The sequence below is a fragment of the Microvirga tunisiensis genome (genome assembly GCF_009296175.1).
Taxonomy (GTDB): domain Bacteria; phylum Pseudomonadota; class Alphaproteobacteria; order Rhizobiales; family Beijerinckiaceae; genus Microvirga; species Microvirga tunisiensis.
In genome coordinates, this window is the sequence record NZ_VOSK01000131.1 from 1 (window position 1) to 17,743 (window position 17,743).

Sequence of the window (17,743 nt, forward strand, 5' to 3'; positions counted from 1 at the left end):
CGGCGAAGCGGGCGGGCAGGTGCAGCATGGCGGCGTCTCTTGGCGGAAACTCTGCCAGTCTACCGCATCGTTCGCTTCGCCGCCCCTCGCTCTCACATCACCCGTCAGAAATGGCTAAACTCAAGCTTAGGAGCTAACGAAAACGCCTGGCATGTGGCGTGCCAGCAATAACAAGAGGTCCGACATATGGACCTGATTTTTGAGGAAGCATGGGGATCCCGAGGGTCTCTAACCAGGAGGGTTATATGATCTTGTCTCGCCGCCGGCTGCTGACTGTCGGTTCGACCGCTTTTGCCGGTGCCGTTGTCGGAGCGCCATTTATAGTGCGGGCCCAGCAGGCTGAGTTCACTTACAAATATGCGAACAACCTGCCTGACTCACACCCGATGAATGCGCGGGCGCGCGAGATGGCCGCCGCGATCAAGGCCGAGACGAATGGTCGGTTCGATCTCCAGATCTTCCCGAGCAGCCAGCTGGGATCGGATACGGATACGCTTAGCCAAGTGCGCTCGGGCGGCGTGGAGTTCTTCACGCTTTCGGGCCTGATCCTGTCCACGCTCGTACCGGCCGCATCCATCAACGGAATCGGCTTTGCCTTTCCGGACTATGCGACGGTTTGGAAAGCGATGGATGGTGAACTCGGCGCTTATGTCCGTCAGCAGATCGCTAAGGCGAACCTCGTGGCGATGGACAAGATCTGGGATAATGGCTTCCGGCAGACGACGTCCTCGACGAAGCCGATCAATGCGCCTGACGACCTGAAGGGCTTCAAGATCCGGGTGCCAGTCTCTCCACTCTGGACGTCCATGTACAAGGCCTTCGACTCGGCTCCGACATCGATCAACTTCAATGAGGTCTATACGGCGCTCCAGACGAAGGTGGTGGACGGTCAGGAAAATCCTCTCGCCATCATTTCCACGGCGAAGCTTAACGAAGTCCAGAAATACTGCTCCTTGACGAACCATATGTGGGACGGGTTCTGGTTCCTGGCGAACCGGCGCGCATGGGAGCGGCTGCCTGAGGATGTTCGCGCCATCGTCGCCAAACACGTCAACGCCGCGGGCGTGAAAGAGCGCGAGGATGTGGCTAAGCTGAATGGCAATCTTCAGCAGGAGCTCGCCGCGAAAGGCATGGTGTTCAACCAGCCCGACCCGGGGCCGTTCCGCGATAAGCTGCGCAAAGCCGGCTTCTACTCGGAGTGGAAGGGCAAATATGGCGACGAGGCGTGGGCTCTGCTGGAGCGCGCGGTCGGCACCCTGGCCTAACCCGCCCTTGGATGCCGGGATTCTCCACCTGGAGGAAAGGATCCCGGCACTTTCCGTGGCGGATAGCCAACTCGGCCGTGCTGCGTGGTGAAAACTCATAGGGAATGTTTTGGACATGACATCCTCCGCACAGGCCATTCCTGCATCAGAACCACTCATCGTCGCCGAAAGCGACGAGGTTCGGGCAGGGTCGCGCTTTCTGAAGCCTGTCGAGATTGTCGCCTCGGCTCTATTGGTCGCCATCGTGACGCTTCTGCTGGCGGGCGTGACCTCCCGTTATGTCTTTTCGCTTCCCGTCGTGTGGATCGATGAGGTTGCGTCGATCTGCTTCCTGTGGCTCGCCATGTTGGGATCTGCCATCGCGCTTGACCGCAACGAGCACCTCAGGCTGACATTGTTCCTGCATAGGATGCCGGAACAGGTTCAAGGATTCATGGAGGCCTTCGCTCTCCTGGTGATTGCAATCTTCCTGCTCTGCCTGATGGTGCCCGCCTTCGACTATGCGCTGGAGGAGTGGTACATCACGTCGCCCGCGCTGAACATTCCAAACACCTTCCGCGTCGCGGCCATTCCCTTCGGCATGGTCGCGATGCTGGGCATTGTGGTTGCATATGCGCTGAAAAGCTCATCGTGGCGCGACCTTGCGGTTGCGGCTCTCCTGATCATAGCGATCGCCGGTGCACTCTGGTTCTTCTCTCCTTCTCTTGTGAAGCTGGGCAGCGCTAAGATCCTCCTGTTCCTGGTCGTATTCGTAGCAGCCTGCCTTGCCGCCGGGGTACCTATCGCCTTCTGCTTCGGCATCGGTACTTTGAGCTATCTGGCTTTTGCCACGCAGGTCCCAACCTTCGTCATGATCGGACGGATGGATGAAGGCATGTCCGGCATCATCCTTCTGTCAGTCCCGATCTTCGTTCTCCTTGGTTGCATTCTCGATGCGACCGGAATGGGCAAAGCGATCGTCGATTTCCTGGCCTCGCTTCTCGGCCACGTGCGCGCGGGCATGTCGTACGTACTGCTCGGCTCACTCTTCGTGGTGTCCGGCATCTCAGGGTCGAAGGTTTCCGATATGGCGACCGTTGCTCCGGCCCTCTTCCCGGAGATGAAACGGCGAGGTCACAGCCCACGGGAGATGATCGCGCTTCTCGCAACCGGCGCGGCAATGGCCGACACGGTGCCACCCAGCATCGTGCTGATCGTTCTGGGTTCCGTCGCAGGCGTCTCCATTGCAGGCCTCTTTACCAGCGGTTTCGTCGTCGCCATGGTTCTGCTCGCGGTCCTTGCGATCCTGGCGCGCTGGAAGTCCCGTCGCGAGAGTATGGAAGGTGTCCGCCGGGCTCCGGCTTCACTGATAGGCCGCACATTGCTCGTCGCAGCTCCTGCGCTCGTCCTGCCGTTCCTCATCCGGAGCACCGTCGCCGGTGGCGTGGCGACAGCGACAGAGGTCTCGACCATTGCCGTCATCTATGCCCTGTTCGTGGGAATCGTTCTCTATGGCGGCATCGGCTGGCGCAAGCTCTACGGCATGCTGGTCGAGACGGCCGCGCTGACCGGATCGATCCTGCTGATCCTCGGAACCGCTCTTGCCATGGCGTGGGCGATCACGCAGGCGGGTGTCGCTCAGGGACTTGCGTCCATCATGACGGGGCTGCCCGGGGGCTGGATCAGCTTCATGGCCGTGACCATCGTTGTCTTCATGATCCTGGGCTGCGTGCTCGAAGGGCTTCCCGCCATCGTCCTGATGGCCCCCCTCATGTTCCCTATCGCAAAGACCCTTGGGATCAACGATGTTCATTACTCGATGGTCATCGTAACGGCGATGAATATCGGCCTGATGACGCCGCCCATCGGCATCGGCTTCTACCTTGCCTGCAATATCGGCAATGTCTCGCCGGACGAGGCAATCGGCGCGATTTGGCCTTACCTTGTGGCGCTCATCATCGGCCTCGTGATCATCGCCACAGTGCCGTGGATCTCGACGGCTTTTCTCTGATCGCAGCCTCAGTCTCGCGAGGATGATCGTTCAAGCCGTTCGATACAGGGAAAATCACTTATGGCACACGCAGTTATTGCTTGTCTTTGGAAGCGCCGCAAATGACCACCTCCACGCGGATCCCTGCGGGAGGCGTCGGACCTGTGTCAAAACGGGTCATGAACCTAGCCAATTTACTGCATCAGGCGGCCCGGCGTCATAGAAACGAGATTGGTTTCGTCTGGGGGGGCGCGACTTGGACCTGGGGCGATCTCGCGCGGCGTGTCGATGCCATGGCGGCAGCCTTGATCGCAAAGGGGATCGGGAAGGGCGACCGCGTCCTGGTGCAGTCCAAGAACTGCAACCAGATGTTCGAGTCCATGTTCGCATGCTTCCAGCTTGGAGCCATCTGGGTGCCGGCAAACTTTCGTCAAACGCCGGACGAGGTCGCCTATCTCGCCCAGTCGAGCGGCGCTTCGGCCTTGATTTGCCATCGTGACTTCCCGGAGCATGTCGCAGCAGTGCGTGAGGCTGCTCCCGGCATCCGGTCCGTAATCGCAATCGGATTCTCGGAGTTCGGTGAGGAATACGATGCTCTCGTTGCACGATATTCGGGTGAGAGCGTGCCGATGGCAACGGTCGAGCATGATGATCCATGCTGGTTCTTCTTCACCTCCGGCACGACCGGACGTCCGAAAGCCGCCGTTCTGACTCATGGCCAGATGGCCTTTGTGGTGACGAACCACCTCTGCGACCTGATGCCGGGTACGACGCACCAGGACGCATCCCTCGTGGTGGCACCGTTGTCCCACGGCGCGGGAGTCCATCAGCTCACGCAGGTGGCGCGTGGGGTCAAGACCGTGCTGCTTTCGAGCGAGCGGTTCGACATCGACGAGGCATGGAAGCTCGTCGAACAATGGCGGATCACGAATCTCTTTACCGTTCCCACCATCGTCAAGCTGCTGACTGAGCATCCATCGGTCGACAGACACGATCACTCATCGCTTCGCTATGTGATCTATGCCGGCGCTCCCATGTACCGGGAGGACCAGAAGCATGCGCTCAGGAAGCTCGGAAAGGTGCTTGTCCAGTATTTCGGCCTTGGCGAGGTGACCGGGAACATCACGGTGCTTCCGCCGGCGCTCCACGAATCCGACGACGGCCCTGATGTGAAGATCGGAACCTGCGGTTATGAGCGGACCGGCATGCAGGTCTCGATCCAGGACGAGCAGGGGCGCGAGGTGGCAGCCGGCGAGACAGGGGAAATCTGCGTCTGCGGACCGGCTGTATTCGCGGGGTACTACAATAATCCCGACGCCAATGCGAAGGCCTTCCGGGACGGGTGGTTCCGGACGGGCGATTTGGGGCATGTGGACGAGGAAGGCTATCTCTACATCACCGGCCGCGCCTCCGACATGTACATCTCGGGCGGCTCGAACGTCTATCCGCGAGAGATCGAAGAGAAGATCCTGACGCACCCTGCCGTTGCCGAAGTCGCCATCCTGGGAGTACCCGACAGAACCTGGGGAGAAGTGGGAGTGGCCGTCTGCGTGCGACGACCGCAGGCGGAAGTCGGCGAGAGCGAGCTCCTGGCTTGGATGGAGGGCAAGGTCGCCCGCTACAAAATCCCGAAGCGGGTGTTCTTCTGGGAGGCGCTGCCCAGATCCGCTTATGGCAAGATCACGAAGAAGGACATCCGGGCGGAGCTGGAATCTCGCGGTTGTCTGCCGTTGGCCCAGCCGGCACCGAGTACGACCTGATGTGAAGATTCGGCTTCGCCACGGGACCCGCGTGTCAGTTCTGAGGAGAGAAACATGGCACAGCAGCAGACGGTAATCGTGACCGGAGGGGCTTCCGGCATCGGGCTTGCGGTCGTCGAAGCAATTCTTGCCGAAGGTTGGCGCGCCGTTGTTGCGGATCTCGAACAGAGGAACCTCGACCGATGCAGGGATGTCCTGTCTCCGTCCAACAACCGGGTTCGGTTCGAGCGGATGAATGTCGCAGACGAAGATGAAGTCGTCCGCACCGTCGCGGCGTGCGAAGCGGAGTTCGGGCCCATCACGGGGGTGGTCAATTCAGCCGGCATCGGCCGCGATGTGCCGGCCCTCGACACAAGCGTCGACCTCTTCCGGAGGATGCTGGAGGTCAATCTGATCGGGAGTTTCATCGTGTCCCGCGAAGCGGCCAAACTGATGCAAGTGCGGGGAAGCGGCTCCATCGTCAACATCGCGTCCGTGTCCGGCGTGATCGGCAACAGGGGGCGCGTGGCTTATGGTGCCTCGAAAGGCGGAGTCATCACGATGACGAAGGTCATGGCCGTCGAACTGGCTTCCCTCGGGATCCGCGTGAACGCCATTGCTCCCGGTCCGATCGAGACGCCGCTCGTGCAGGAGGTTCACACTCCTGAAGTGCGCGCTGCCTGGATGACGACCGTGCCGCAGCGCCGCTACGGCACGCCGGATGAGATTGCCGGAGCAGCGATCTTCCTGCTCGATCAGCGCAAGTCCAGCTACATCACCGGACAGACGATCTGTGTCGATGGCGGCTTTTCCATCGCGGGCATTCTCGATCCTGCCCCGGACATGCCTGTCTCCGAAGCCCCTGGTGCTGGACATCGGTGAGGCCAAGATGGGCGAGCGTTTGAGAGGCAAGATCGCCATCGTGTTCGGGGCCGGATCGTCGGGGCCGGGCTGGGGCAACGGGAAGGCCGCGGCCGTTGCCTATGCGCGGGAGGGTGCGAGCGTCGCCTGCGTCGATCGCGTCGAGGCCGCAGCAGAGGAAACGGCCTCGATCATCGACAAGGAGGGAGGGAGCGCCCTGGCCATCTCCGCCGATGTCACCGACATGAGCTCGATCAGCCGCGCGGTCGAAATGGCGGCCGCGAAATTCGGCAGGCTCGACATTCTGCACAACAACGTCGGAGTGACCCATATGGGCGGTCCCGTCGAGTTGAGCGAGGAGCAGTTCACCGCCGCCCTGGATCTCAATATCGGGCCGATCTACCGCACGTCCAAGGCCGTCATTCCGCACATGTTGCGCCAGGGCGGAGGTGTGATCGTCAACATATCCTCGCTCGCTGCGATCCGTTGGACCGGCTATCCCTACTTCGCTTATTCCGCGACCAAGGCGGCGGTGAACCAGGCGACCGTCGCTCTTGCCATGCAATATGCCCGACAGGGAATCAGGGCCAACTGCATCATGCCCGGACTTATCGATACTCCGCTGATCTACAAGCAGATCTCCGGGCAATATGCGTCCATCGACGAGATGGTGAGCGCACGCAATGCGGCTGTCCCACTTGGAAAAATGGGAACGGCCTGGGACATTGCGAATGCTGCCGTCTTCCTGGCATCGGACGAGGCCAAATTCATTACGGGTGTCTGCCTGCCGGTGGATGGCGGTCAGAGCTGTGCCGTGTCGGAGTTTCGTTGACGATCGGGCTAGAGATTGCGGGCGGGGAGTGTGAGGCTGAATGAAGCCTTCTTTACATTCAGGCGATTTGCCAGGGAGCGACACATGACATTGAGAACAATTCGCCACCCTGGCCCTGCATCTCCCGAGCGTTCGGCCGCCGTTGCCGGGTCTGCCGTGCCACTGCAATTCACGCTTAAGCCAGGGCAGGCCGTCGATGCAGCGATCGCCAAGGGATTCGCGAATTCCGGGTGCACCGGTGGGTTCGTGGAATTCGACGGCGGACGATGCGACCCGTTCCAGTTCGTCATGCCGGCCGCCTCTCCGGACGCTCTTCATGCGGCCTGGTACAGCGAAACGTTCGAGCCTGAGGGTTGGGTGACGATCGAGCGCGCCTGTGCCATCGTCGGCTGGCGCGATGGCAAGCTTTTCATCCACTGCCACGGGATCTGGAACTCACGCGACGGCCGGCAGATGGGCCATATGCTCGGACCGGTGACAATCGTAGCGGAGCCGATCGTCGTCACCGGGATCGGATCCCGAACCGCAGCCTTCAAGGCTCTGCCGGACGCTGAGACGAATTTTACGTTGTTCGAGCCGATGCTTGTTTCCGAAGATATGGCACAGGCTTCCCACTCCGGTGTGCTGCTGGCGAAGGTCAGGCCCAACGAGGATATCACCCTCGCCATCGAGGCCATCTGCTCACGGCATGGGATCAAAGCGGCCAACGTCTATGGCATCGGCAGCTTGAACGAAGTTCGGTTCACGGATGGAACCCATGTCGACTCCCATGCGACGGAGGTTCTCATCCGTAAGGGCAGGGTGGTGAGCGTCGACGGCCTGCCGCGGGCAAGCCTCGATATCGACGTCGTCGATATCGAGGGAAGGATCTTCGCCGGCGAGATCGTGCGCGGCGATAACCCGGTCTGCGTCACCTTTGAACTGGTCATCGAACCGAGGACGGATTGACCTTGTCCGGTTTCATGTTCGGCCGGTCGACGAGCCGGCGGATTCCGCAACTGACGGCTCTCGAACATTCCGCTCCGCATAGGCTCTGGCCAGGACCGCGCACACCAGCAGCTGAATCTGGTGGAACAGCATCAGCGGCAGGATGATCGCGCCGATCATGCTGGCTGGAAAGAGAATGCTGGCGATCGGGACGCCGCTGCCAAGGCTTTTCTTGGAGCCGCAGAATACGATGGCGACCTCATCCCGGCGCGAGAAGCCGAACAGGCGGCTTGCCGTCGTGGTGATCACCAAAACGGCGGCAAGCAAGGCACAGCTGAGGAGAACGAGGAGGAACATGTCTCTCGGCTCCAATTGGTGCCACAGGTTGTTGATGGCGGCTTCTCCAAAGGCATAATAGACGATCAGGAGGATCGCACCACGATCTACGATGCCGGTGAATGTCCGGCGTTTCTCGACCCATTGTCCTATCCAGGGGCGCATGAGATGGCCGAGCACGAACGGAACGAGGATCTGCAGCACGATTTCGCCGATGGCCCCGAACGAGACACCTCCCTGGGTCTGCGCGAAGAAACCCATGAGAAGAGGAGTGAGAAAGACTCCCAGGACATTCGAGGCCGAGGCGCTGCACACGGCAGCGGCGACATTTCCGCCCGCGATCGACGTGAAGGTGATCGACGACTGGATCGTGGACGGAAGGAGGCAGAGGTAGAATGCCTAAGGCGATGCCCGGAGCGAGGTACGATTGCAGATAGGTCTTCGTGAGCAGCCCGAGAACCGGGAACAGGATGAAGGTCGCGGCGAACACCATCAGGTGAAGGCGCCAATGAATGGCCCCTTGAATGATCGCCTGCCGGGGAAGACGGGCTCCTTGGAGAAAGAACAGGAGCGCGATCGAGCCGACGATGACCATTTTCAGAATGGGGGCCGCCGCACCTGTCGCAGGCAAAACCGTCGCCAGAATGGCTGTCGCCACAAGGGCAATGGTGAAGCGGTCAGGCCGCAGGAGGGAGAGGAAGGCCATCGATTATGCGCTCCGGGTGAGGCTCTTAAGACCGGGGTCCGAAGAAGCGTGCATCCTGCTCCCGCCGCAGCCGCATCAGCGCCGATGCCTCCTGCGGTTCCAGGTCTCTCATTCGGATTTCCTGCCCCTTCGGGATCGTAGTCGTCAATCGGCAATCCGCCGCAAGGTAGAACGGGGCAGGGGCTGTCGCCGTGAGAGGTCCGGCGGGCCGGAACTCGGCCGTCACGCCCGAGATCGTATGGTGGTGTCCTCCCATGGAGAGAACCGTGCCAGCCGGCAGGTCCTCGGTTGCCACGGCGATCAGGTCGTAACGCGGCCGGTAGTCGGCGCCGTAGCCGGATGTCTGATGGATTGCGGCGTCGAGGATGCTGGTGGCGGCCTCAAGCCCCAGCAGGTGCCGCGGCAGGAACACCATGGCGTTTGCGCCTGTCCGGCTGACGATATGTCCTTTCTGGGCCAGCATGTCCCAACTCTTCGCATCGTCGCAGCGAATGACGACGAAGACCCCGCCCGCGAAGCTGATCTCGTCGGGCTTGCGCAGGCAGTGGAACACATCAAGACGCCTGGCGCCCGAGAGAATGCCGCCATCGTCATGTTGCGAGAAGATGGTCGGAACCTCATTGATGCGCGCAAGCGGCGCATGAAGATCGAATTGGTCGGGTTGCAGACCCGTTGCGTTCGCAACGACCATGAGCTCGCACAGATCCGGCACGGCTCGCTGTGGGAAGCCGGCAATGGCATTGCTTCTGGCGGCCAGGATCTCGCCGATGCCCCGTTCGCCGAGAGCCCAATGACCTTCCAGATCCACATTCTCGGCGGAGCGCTCGTTACTGGTGAGACGGCCGGAGGAGGGATCGAAAACGAAATCGTACTCACTGGACTTGCCAGCGGCAATCACATGAAAGCCCATGACTTCGGCCCAGGTGGCAAGGCCAATGAGCAGGCTCGGTTGATCGCCATCGACTGTCGTGACAATGCGGCCACGTTCGGCGGCAAGAGCTTTGAGGCCCGGGCCGACGACGCTGTCGAGCTCCTTCGTGACGAGCGCAAGGTGCTTTTCGGCCTCGACCGCGAGCAGGGCATGACGGGCTGCCGCCTTCGGCTGACCGGTCGCCTCGACGATCACATCGAAGGGAAGATCGCACACGAGCGCGAGATCTTTGGTCGCGATGTAGTCTCCGCGCTCCCACGCGACCTTCGCATCGTGAGCGGACTCGCAAATCTGGATCTTGCGCGGATCGACGCCAGCAGCCTTCAATCCCGATGCTGCACTCTCGGCGCTGAGATCGACGGCGATGCGCGCATTCATCAGGGGCACGCGTTGAGCCTGGGCGAGAAAGCTCTGGCCGAAGCCGCCGGTGCCGACGACGCAGGTCTCTACGGGGCGATCCGCCTTCGCGTAGTAATCATGATAGTTCATCGCACGTATCTCCGTTCCGGCAGGCGGTCGTTACCGGGTTGTTGTGCCGCTGAATTTGCCGACTATTTAGCCGCAGCTCTATCGAAGCAGGTTCCAGGCCTTCAGGAAGAAGTCCGGAGTTCCGAAATTGCCTGACTTGAGCGCAAGCGCGAGGTCGATCCCGGCCAGCGAGCGGGTCCAGGGCACGCCCGGATCGATCTCGGGCCCGATCGCGAGCGCATCGACATCGAGGGCATTCACGACGGCCCCGGACGTCTCGCCGCCGGCAACGATGAGGCGCGTGAAGCCGAGGGCCGGAAGCGCTTTCGCAATTCCCGCAAGGGTGCTCTCGACGATCTCCCCCGCATTCATGCGTCCGAGCTTGCTTTGGACCGCCTGAACTTCGTCGGGGGTCGCTGTGGAATAGATCAGGGCCGGTCCGTTGGCAGGCTGTGTTTTCAGCCATTCGAGAGCCGTCTTCGCGGACATGGCTCCCGAGGCGAGCTCCATGGCGTCGAGCCGGAGAGCGGGAACGCCGGCTTCAAGGGCGGTCTTGACCTGCTCCCTCGTGGCGCTGGAACACGATCCAGCCAGGATGATGCTGCGGCCGGCAGGGGCATCGAAGCCTTTTGACGGGGAGGGCGCGGTTGAGCGCTCACTCTGCCGATAAGCGGCAGGCAGGCCCATGGCGACACCAGATCCGCCGGTCATGAGAGGAAAGTCGGCGGCTGCGAGGCCGATGGCCCGAAGGTGCGCGTCGTTCAGCGCGTCCACGATGACGATTTGATGTCCCGCAGCCTTTTCGCGCTCGAAGGCTGAGCGAATGGCGTCCGGTCCTGCTTCCACGTCTTCATAGGAAACGAGGCCGACCGAGCGCTTCGTCTGTCGCTGCAGAACCCGCACGAGATTCGAATCGCGCATGGGCGTCAGCGGATGGTCCTTCATGCTGCTTTCGTGCAGTGGCACCCCGTTCACGAAGAGGTGGCCCTTGTAGACCGTACGTCCATTGGCTGGAAAGGCCGAGCAGGCGAGGGTGAAGTCGGCGCCGGTGAAGGCGAGAAGGGCTTCCGAAACGGGCCCGATATTACCCTCGTCGGTGGAGTCGAACGTCGAGCAGTACTTGAAGAACAGGTGTTGCGCGCCGGCCTTTTTGAGAGCCTCCGCCGCGGTCAAGGATTGAGCGACAGCCTCGGGAGCCGGAACCATCCGGGATTTCAGGGCGACGACGACGGCGTCCGCACCCGACAGGTCGAGACCCGCCCGCGGCACGCCGATTGTCTGGATCGTCCGGAGCCCTTCGCGGGCCAGCATGAGAGCGAGGTCGGTTGCTCCGGTCAGATCATCGGCGACGCATCCGAGCTTCATGTCACAGCTTCACGGCCGTTGGAGGATCGATCCTGGGTCCAGGTTGAAAGCCAGCCGAGGCCGTCTTCCGTCCGGCCGCGCGGCTTGTATTCGGCTCCGATCCAGCCGCTGTATCCCAGACGGTCGAGCGATCGGCAAATGTCGCGGTAGTCGATTTCGCCCTCATCCGGCTCGGCACGGCTCGGAACCGCAGCGATCTGCACGTGGCCGATGAGATCGAGATGGTCCTTGAGCCGCCGTGTCAGATCTCCCTGCATGATCTGGGTGTGATAGCAGTCGAACATGATCTTCACGTTCCGGCGGCCGACCTGATCGATGATCGACGCGGCCTGCTCGATGGTGTGAAGGAAGTATCCCGGCTTGTCCCGATGGTTGATCGGTTCGATCAGGACCGTCATGTCAGCCTGGGAGGCCTTGTCGGCGGCAAGCGTCAGGTTCGTCACGAGTGTACGCTCAGCGGCTGAAGCAGCATCCGGAGTGACCAGCCCGGACATGCAGTGAACGGCTGTCGCGCCAATAGCATGTCCGTAGGACACGGCCTGATCGAGTGCCTGTTGAAACTCGGCCTCGCGGCCCGAAAGCGCGCCGAGCCCGAAATCGCCCGCGGCGGCGTTACCGACCGGTGTGTTCAATCCGAGCATGGTGACCTGGCTGCGGCTCAAGGCGCTGCGCATTTCGGCAGCAGGCACCTGATAGGGCCAGTGCATCTCGACGGCTTTGAAGCCTGCTGCGGCTGCGGCCGCAATCCGTTCGATTTCAGGAACGTCAGTGAAAAGAAAGCCTAGGTTGGCCGAGAAACGGGGCATTGGTTCATCCGCACTTGTGGGAATGGTGATGAGGATTGGAACAGCATTCCTGAGAGCCGTCCGGAGATTCGTCGGCAATCGCCTCGTCCAGCTTGAAATGGGTCACCAGATCCCGAACCTGCGCACGGGTCAGCAGGCGTGGATTAAGCCCGTGGAGGAGAAGGCGCAGCTTCGCCGTCTCTTCCAATTCCTCAGTGGAATAGACAGCAGCTTCCAGATCCTTACCAGCCACCACGGGGCCGTGATTGGCAAGAAGTACGGCACTGTAGCGCCCCGCGAGACCCCGGATCGCATCCGCGACGGCTGCATCTCCCGGCCGATAGTAAGGAACGAGGGCCGTCCGGCCGACACGCATGACGTAATAGGCCGTCATCGGCGGCAGTGCATTGGCCGGGTCGACATCCGGCAGCATCGAAACCGCGACGGAATGGGTGGAGTGCAGATGGACGATCGCGCCTGCATCCTTGCGGGTTGCATAAAGAGCTGTGTGGAGAGGCAGTTCCTTCGTCGGTGCATCGCCCGAGAGAAGACGGCCGTCGCCGTCGAGCTTGCTCAAGCGGGCAGGGTCGAGAAAGCCCAGGGAGCTGTTCGTCGGTGTCGTCAGCCAGCCTCCATCGCTCAAGCGTACCGAAATATTGCCGGACGATCCTGCCGTCAGACCACGTTCGAACAGAGAGCGCCCGAAAAGGCAGATCGTCTCGCGAAGCTGGCTCTCATGGCTCATGTCGAGGCCTTTGGAATCTTTGGTGTTGGAAAAAGAAACTGAGTGGCAGCAGCTTTCAGATCGCGTTCCTGACGCGCTCCCAGGTTTTTTCCATATGAACCGTCAGGACCTTCGACAGGCGATCGGCGTCCCGCGCTTCTAGAGCATCGATCATTTCTTCATGGTCGGCCACGGCACCGGCCCATTTCTCCGGCCCCTCGTTGCCGATATATCGAATGCGCTTCAGCCGGGCCTGCAGCACGCTGTGAACCGAGACCAAGGCGTCGTTCTTGGAGAGACGGAGAATGGCCGAGTGAATGCTCTGATTCAGCTTGAAATAGGGCAGGCGGTCACGCTTCTCATACATGTCCATCATGCGGTCATGCAGCTGCCGGACCTCCCGGATTTCGGCATCCGTCGCGTGCTCGCAGGCGAGGCGTCCGGCGAGGCCCTCGAGATTGCCAATCACAATCAAGCTGTCATGGACGTCCTTTGCGGTGAACTGACGCACAACAGCGCCTCTGCCGGGTGACAGTTCCAGCAATCCCTCGCTGACCAGAAACTTGAGGGCTTCCCGCAGGGGAGTCCGGGAAACGCCCAGCATTTTGCCGAGATTTCCTTCATGAAGCCGCGTCCCCGGGACCAGCTCACCCTCGATGATCATGTCGCGCACTCGCGCCACGATGGCATCGTGAAGGGTGGGGCGGGCGATTGGGCCGCGCGAATCGAACTCTTCGATCAGCAGGGCAGCTGCCTCAGACGCCATGGCTCGTTCCATTCCTTGCCGTCTTTCCACAAATCCTGACGGCGTCGACCCCTCTTTACAACTTTTTCCTGAATCCTCGCAAAACAAAATTCTGTATGCAGCATACTTGTGTACGAAATTTTTAGCGGTTAATGTCCTTGCGTCATCCCGAGAAGAGGTTGCCGTGAACGCTCAAACGTCATCGATCCCGTCAGCAAAGCCGACCGTCGCGTTCGCCATGGGCGATCCGGCGGGCATCAGCCCAGAGCTTGCTGCCAAGCTCGTTGCATCCGACGAATTCCGCTCCGGCGCGGATTTGGTGATCTTCGGCGACCTTCGGATTTTGGAGCAGGGCGCCAAGGTTGCGGGTGTTGAGGTCGACATCGACGTTGTGGCGTCGGAGCAGGCGATCCCGGATCGCTCGACCCGTCCCGTTTTCGTCGATCTGAAGAATCTTGATCCCAGCCAAGTGGTGTCCGCTACGGCGACGCTTGAAGGTGGCGTATTCGCGACCGAGAATTTCCGGCGCGCGCTGCTGCTGGCCCAGTCGGGCCGCGCGGATGCGGTGTTCTTCACGCCCTTCAATAAAAAGGCCATGCGTCTCGCCTACGAAGGCTATGACGACGAGATCCGGTTCGTGCGGGACGTTCTCAAGACATCGGTGGCTGCGAGCGAATTCAACGTTCTCGGCAAGACCTGGAATGCCCGCGTCACATCGCATATCCCGCTGTCGCAGGTAGCGTCTGCCATCTCCGAGAAATCGATCCTGCGGTCTCTCACGCTGGCTGACCAGTGCATGCGCGGCGCAGGCTTCAATCCGCCGCGCATTGCGGTTGCTGGCCTTAACCCACATGCGGGCGACGGCGGCAATTTCGGCACCGAGGAAATCGACATCATCGAACCGGCCGTCCGTCAGGGACAGGCCCAGGGCTTCACGGTCGAAGGGCCGTTCCCGTCCGATACCGTCTTCCTGCGCGCCAAGAATGGCGATTTCGACGCCGTTCTCACCATGTACCACGATCAGGGCCAGATCGCGATGAAGCTGATGGGCTTCGATCGCGGCGTCACGCTGATCGGGGGCTTCGAATTCCCGATCTGCACGCCCGCCCACGGCACGGCATATGAGATCGCCGGTCGCGGCATTGCCAATCTCGGCGCCAGCCGCGAGGCGCTCTCGCTCGCCATCCGCATGGGCGCCGAGGTGCGCGCCCGCCGATCTGAGGCCGAGCAGCCCAGATTGTCAGCCGTCAATTCCTAAACAGCCAGTTCCGAGAACCGACGCCATCGGTTGGAAACATCATAGGGAGGAAGTACGATGCTTAAAAAGACTTCATGGTTGGTCGCCACCGCCGTCGCGGTGACATTCGGCGGCGCAGTTTAGGCGGATTGGAAGCCGACGAAACCGGTCGAGTTCGTTGTCACCTCGGCCCCGGGCGGCGGCACGGACAACTTCGCCCGCGTCGTGCAGTCGATCATCGCCAAGCACAAGCTGATGGAACAGTCGATCGTCGTCACCAACAAAGGCGGCGGAAGCGGTGCGGAAGGCTTCATCTATACGAAGATTGCGACGGGCGACAGCCACAAGCTCACCTTCGGCACGAACAACGCCTATCTCCTGCCTTATGTGGCGAAGCTCGCCTACAAGCCCGATGAGCTGACCCCTGTGGCGGCCATGGCTCTCGACGAGTTCCTGCTGTGGGTGAAGGCGGACGCTCCCTACAAGGACGCCAAGAGCTATATCGAAGCGGTCAAGGCGAAGCCCGACACCTTCAAGATGGGCGGCAGCCAGTCCAAGGATACGGACCAGACATTGACGAGCCTGATCCAGGACGCGACGGGCTCCAAGTTCATTTACGTTCCCTTCCAGGGCGGTGGTGCAGCCGGTGTGCAGCTTGCCGGCGGTCACATCGACTCGAACACCAACAACCCGAATGAGAACGCAGGTCAGTGGAAGGCCGGAGCGATCACCCCACTCTGCGTGTTCAGCCCGACGCGCCTGCAGAGCGGCGCCAAGGTGACGGCCAGCATGGGCTGGTCGGATATCCCGACCTGCAAGGAAGCAGGGATCCCGATCGATCAATTCCAGATGCCGCGCACCGTATGGCTGCCGGGCGGCGTTCCGGCCGAGTCGGTCGCGTTCTACGCCGATGTCCTCAAGAAGGTGAGCGAGACGCCCGAGTGGAAGGAATATATCGAGCGTACGTCCCAGACCGACCGTTTCCTGGCAGGCCAGGATCTGAAGACCTTCATCGCATCAGATGATGCCAAGAACCGCAAGGTCTTCGAACAGGAAGGTTGGGTCGTTCGCTAACTGCGACAATCTCGCGGCTGGCGGGGGATGACTCCGCCAGCCCTTATTCTATGCGGCATTCATCGGACCGGGACGGACGCCATGATTTCTCGTTATACGGCTGAGATCGGAACTGCGACTTTGACGGCGGGACTGGGGCTCGCTGCCGTGGTTGGTGCTCTGGAATTCGGGATCGGCTGGGGAGATGCAGGGCCGGAGCCCGGGGCATTTCCATTTTACATCGGCCTCTTGGTTGTTGCCGCCAGCGTTGGCACCCTGATCCAGGCGACGGTCGGCCGAGGCCGCTTGCAGTCGGTCTTTCTTCATAAGGAAGAGGCCAAGCGTGTGGCATCGTTCTTCTTGCCGATGCTCGCCTTCGTGGTAGTGGCGCGTCTCCTCGGTCTCTATGTGGCGACGGCTCTCTATCTCGCTTTCGTCATGTGCGTGCAGGGCAAGTACCGGCTCGTCATATCCGCAGCTTCCGGCATTGCCGCGGCCGTAATGTTCTATTTCGTGCTCGAAGTCGCCTTCCAGGTTCCTCTCCTGAAGGGTCCGCTCGAAGCTGCCCTGGGCCTTTATTAGACTCCTATCCTGACGGAGACAGGTCGTGGAAAATTTCGCATCACTCCTTCATGGTTTTGGCGTCGCGCTGACAACCTACCACGTCATGTTGATGATGGTCGGCGTTCTGCTGGGCATTCTCGTTGGTGTTCTGCCGGGCCTCGGAGCGCCCAATGGCGTTTCGCTGCTGCTCCCGCTGACCTTCACCATGGATCCTGTTGCGGCGATCATTCTGCTCACTAGCATGTATTGGGGAGCGCTCTTCGGCGGATCGACGACCTCGATCCTCTTCAACATCCCAGGCGAGCCATCATCCGTCGCGACCACGTTCGACGGCTATCCCATGGCCAGGCAGGGACAGGCGACGCAGGCGCTGACTCTGGCATTCCTGTCGGCCGGCTTCGGCGCTTTGGTGGGCGTGATCCTGATCACCGTGCTGTCGACCTGGGTGGCCAAGTTTGCTCTTCGCTTCAGTTCGCCGGAATATTTCGCCGTCTATTTTCTGGCCTTTGCCAGTTTCATCGGACTTGGCGCCGCATCTCCGTTCAAGACCGTCGTCTCCATGGGTCTCGGATTTGCTTTTGCAGCGGTCGGCATGGACACGGTGTCAGGAGGCCTGCGCCTCACCTACGGGTTCAATGAACTCCTGTCCGGCATCAGCTTCCTCATTGCGGTGATCGGCCTGTTCGGCATCGGCGAGCTCATGCTCACCATGGAGGAGGGGCTGCGCTTCGATGGTATACGGGCCCGGGTCAAGGTGCGCGATGTCTTCAAGACCATCGCGACCCTGCCACGCTACTGGGTGACGCTCCTGCGCAGCGCTGCCATCGGATGCTGGATGGGCATTACTCCCGGTGGGCCGACAGCAGCCTCCTTCATGAGCTATGGTCTGGCCAAGCGCCTCTCCCGCCGCAAGGAAGGTTTCGGACAGGGCGAGCCGGAGGGCGTTGTTGCTCCGGAAACGGCAGATCACGCTGCCGGAAGCAGCGCCATCCTGCCGATGCTCGCTCTCGGTGTTCCCGGTTCCGCGACTGCAGCCGTCATGATGGGTGGCCTGATGATCTGGGGCCTCAATCCGGGTCCGATGCTGTTTATAGAACGGCCGGACTTTGGTACGCATCCGAGGTGGGCCGCCTTGTAGGAATTGTCGGATTTGGCACTGACTGTCCTTATTGACGTCAAAAAGGACAGTGCGGCTATGGATCGAGTTGAGATTGTCGATACGGGTCGGCGTCGTCG

Annotated in this window: 14 protein-coding genes and 2 pseudogenes; 10 read left to right on the forward strand and 6 right to left on the reverse strand. The window is 61.2% G+C overall.

The features are described 5' to 3' along the window. The first annotated feature begins 245 nt into the window (after positions 1 to 245). The 6 genes from FS320_RS24410 (at position 246) to FS320_RS24435 (ending at position 7,614) form a co-directional block, all read left to right on the forward strand. The gene (locus FS320_RS24410) at positions 246 to 1,265 is read left to right on the forward strand and encodes a TRAP transporter substrate-binding protein (protein WP_152714520.1); all 1,020 of its coding nucleotides are present in this window, start codon (positions 246 to 248) and stop codon (positions 1,263 to 1,265) included. A 115-nt stretch (positions 1,266 to 1,380) separates the two neighbouring features. After that, positions 1,381 to 3,255: a TRAP transporter large permease gene (locus FS320_RS24415; RefSeq protein WP_152714521.1), complete on the forward strand. Its 1,875-nt coding sequence runs from the start codon at positions 1,381 to 1,383 to the stop codon at positions 3,253 to 3,255. 101 nt (positions 3,256 to 3,356) lie between these two features. Next, positions 3,357 to 4,994, forward strand: coding sequence for an acyl-CoA synthetase (locus tag FS320_RS24420; protein WP_152714522.1), 1,638 nt, complete (start codon positions 3,357 to 3,359; stop codon positions 4,992 to 4,994). A 54-nt stretch (positions 4,995 to 5,048) separates the two neighbouring features. After that, the gene (locus FS320_RS24425) at positions 5,049 to 5,855 is read left to right on the forward strand and encodes an SDR family NAD(P)-dependent oxidoreductase (protein WP_152714523.1); all 807 of its coding nucleotides are present in this window, start codon (positions 5,049 to 5,051) and stop codon (positions 5,853 to 5,855) included. 7 nt (positions 5,856 to 5,862) lie between these two features. After that, positions 5,863 to 6,666: an SDR family NAD(P)-dependent oxidoreductase gene (locus FS320_RS24430; protein ID WP_152714531.1), complete on the forward strand. Its 804-nt coding sequence runs from the start codon at positions 5,863 to 5,865 to the stop codon at positions 6,664 to 6,666. 84 nt (positions 6,667 to 6,750) lie between these two features. After that, positions 6,751 to 7,614: a PCC domain-containing protein gene (locus FS320_RS24435; RefSeq protein WP_152714524.1), complete on the forward strand. Its 864-nt coding sequence runs from the start codon at positions 6,751 to 6,753 to the stop codon at positions 7,612 to 7,614. Positions 7,615 to 7,626: 12 nt separating this feature from the next. Here the strand turns inward: FS320_RS24435 and FS320_RS24440 are convergent. From FS320_RS24440 to FS320_RS24465, 6 genes and pseudogenes are all read right to left on the reverse strand, one after another. Continuing rightward, a pseudogene (locus FS320_RS24440) lies at positions 7,627 to 8,635 on the reverse strand (bile acid:sodium symporter family protein). 25 nt (positions 8,636 to 8,660) lie between these two features. After that, positions 8,661 to 10,055: an NAD(P)H-dependent oxidoreductase gene (locus tag FS320_RS24445; protein WP_152714525.1), complete on the reverse strand. Its 1,395-nt coding sequence runs from the start codon at positions 10,053 to 10,055 to the stop codon at positions 8,661 to 8,663. Positions 10,056 to 10,133: 78 nt separating this feature from the next. Then, a complete protein-coding gene (otnK, locus tag FS320_RS24450; protein WP_152714526.1) occupies positions 10,134 to 11,399 on the reverse strand; it encodes a 3-oxo-tetronate kinase in 1,266 nt (421 codons plus the stop codon). Further along, on the reverse strand, positions 11,396 to 12,205 hold the full coding sequence (locus tag FS320_RS24455; protein ID WP_152714527.1) for a hydroxypyruvate isomerase family protein: 810 nt from the start codon (positions 12,203 to 12,205) through the stop codon (positions 11,396 to 11,398). Before FS320_RS24455 ends, otnK begins: the two co-directional genes overlap by 4 nt. Before the next feature lie 4 nt (positions 12,206 to 12,209). Continuing rightward, positions 12,210 to 12,929 carry a 3-oxo-tetronate 4-phosphate decarboxylase gene (gene otnC / locus FS320_RS24460; RefSeq protein WP_152714528.1) on the reverse strand — a complete coding sequence of 240 codons (720 nt, stop codon included), beginning with the start codon at positions 12,927 to 12,929 and terminating at the stop codon, positions 12,210 to 12,212. Between the two features lie 55 nt (positions 12,930 to 12,984). Beyond that, on the reverse strand, positions 12,985 to 13,674 hold the full coding sequence (locus FS320_RS24465) for a GntR family transcriptional regulator (RefSeq protein WP_152714529.1): 690 nt from the start codon (positions 13,672 to 13,674) through the stop codon (positions 12,985 to 12,987). 217 nt (positions 13,675 to 13,891) lie between these two features. Between FS320_RS24465 and FS320_RS24470 the strand changes: the two genes are divergently transcribed. The 4 genes and pseudogenes from FS320_RS24470 to FS320_RS24485 form a co-directional block, all read left to right on the forward strand. Beyond that, complete coding sequence (locus FS320_RS24470) at positions 13,892 to 14,911, forward strand: 4-hydroxythreonine-4-phosphate dehydrogenase PdxA (RefSeq protein WP_152714532.1); 1,020 nt, start codon at positions 13,892 to 13,894, stop codon at positions 14,909 to 14,911. A 204-nt stretch (positions 14,912 to 15,115) separates the two neighbouring features. Next, positions 15,116 to 15,964 carry a tripartite tricarboxylate transporter substrate binding protein gene (locus tag FS320_RS24475; protein ID WP_338105464.1) on the forward strand — a complete coding sequence of 283 codons (849 nt, stop codon included), beginning with the start codon at positions 15,116 to 15,118 and terminating at the stop codon, positions 15,962 to 15,964. Positions 15,965 to 16,045: 81 nt separating this feature from the next. After that, complete coding sequence (locus tag FS320_RS24480) at positions 16,046 to 16,525, forward strand: tripartite tricarboxylate transporter TctB family protein (RefSeq protein WP_152714530.1); 480 nt, start codon at positions 16,046 to 16,048, stop codon at positions 16,523 to 16,525. Between the two features lie 25 nt (positions 16,526 to 16,550). Next, positions 16,551 to 17,615: pseudogene (locus FS320_RS24485) on the forward strand (tripartite tricarboxylate transporter permease); the annotation flags it as partial. Positions 17,616 to 17,743 lie beyond the last annotated feature (128 nt).